General features: G+C 68.1%; 1 protein-coding gene. It reads right to left on the reverse strand.

Translation table 11 applies throughout. The features are described 5' to 3' along the window. Positions 1-79: 79 nt before the first annotated feature. Positions 80-1,033 (reverse strand): heme o synthase, encoded by a 954-nt coding sequence (locus ACFF45_RS35375; RefSeq protein WP_381351144.1) that lies wholly within the window; start codon positions 1,031-1,033, stop codon positions 80-82. Between the last annotated feature and the right edge of the window lie 439 nt (positions 1,034-1,472).

The raw sequence follows: 1,472 nt of genomic DNA on the forward strand, positions 1-1,472 counted from the left end.
AGGGCTTCCGGCCGGCCCGCCGAGAGCACGCACCGGACGCCGCTCCGCCACGGGCAGACATTGCCTGCCGCGGCACTAGCTAGCGCAGGAACGGGTCCACGGCCACCGCGACGAACAGCAGCGACACATAGGTGATCGACCAGTGGAAGAGCCGCATCTCCTTCAGCTTCGCGCCCGTCACCTCGGCCTTCGCCCGGTTCTGCAGCGCGTGCGCCTCCCACAGCCACCAGCCGCCGGCCGCCAGGGCCACCAGCGTGTAGAACCAGCCGGTGTAGCCGAGCGGGGTGAGCAGCAGCGAGACGGCGACCATGACCCAGCTGTAGAGCACGATCTGCTTGGCGACCGTCTTGTTGGACGCGACGACCGGCAGCATCGGCACGCCGACGCGCGCGTAGTCGTCCTTCACCTTCATCGACAGCGGCCAGTAGTGCGGCGGCGTCCAGAAGAAGATGACCATGAAGAGGACGAGCGGCGCCCAGGAGAGCGAGTTCGTCACCGCGGACCAGCCGATCAGCACCGGCATGCAGCCCGCGATGCCGCCCCACACGATGTTCTGCGAGGTGCGGCGCTTGAGGAGCATCGTGTAGACGACGACGTAGAAGAGGAGGGCGCCGAGGGCGAGCCAGGCCGACAGCCAGTTGACCGCGAGGCCGAACAGCAGGGTCGAGGCGACCGCCAGGGCGACGCCGAAGGCGAGACACTCGCGCGGGCTGACCATGCCGGTGACCAGCGGACGCTGCGAGGTGCGGTCCATCAGCGCGTCGATGTCCCGGTCGATGTACATGTTGAGCGCGTTGGCGCCGCCCGCGGAGAGGTACCCGGCGAGGCAGGTGACGAGCACGAGACCGAGGTCCGGCACACCCTGCTCGGCGAGGAACATCACCGGCACGGTGGTGATCAGCAGCAGCTCGATGATCCGTGGCTTGGTCAGCGCCACGAACGCCTTGACACGGGCCCCGAACGGCCGGTGAGTCGGGCTCTGGCTCGTCCCGATTACCCCCGCAGGACGGGATTCAACGGCCGTCACGCACACCCCTGACAGAGACATCCCAGCGAACCCGAACCGTGTGAGGTCCCGGTAAAGGCTCGCGCGTACCACGCCACTGTAGACGTTGCCCATACCGCGGCCTTCGCGGGGGTGGGGTCGTGTTGGGCGGCGCGCTCCGAGGTGCGCGGAGCGCGTCGATTGAGCGGTCAGATGAGCGGCTCCGTATTCACTTGCCACACGCGGAACGACCCGGTCGGGAGGCGGACGCTCGACACTCCCGGCAGTCTGGAATGACGCGAAAAAACGCACGTTCGCACGGGGGTAGGCTCGACAACGGCCGGTGGGCGCGATGTGCACCGGCAGCCGGTGTACGCCCAGCACACCGGCCTTCGACATGTGGAGAGGAGCCCTGACTCAGGGTGAGCACCAAGCCGACCACCACAGACCTCGAGTGGACCGAGCTGGACCAGCGGGCCGTCGACAC

The sequence above is a fragment of the Streptomyces cinereospinus genome (assembly GCF_042430725.1).
Classification (GTDB): domain Bacteria; phylum Actinomycetota; class Actinomycetes; order Streptomycetales; family Streptomycetaceae; genus Streptomyces; species Streptomyces cinereospinus.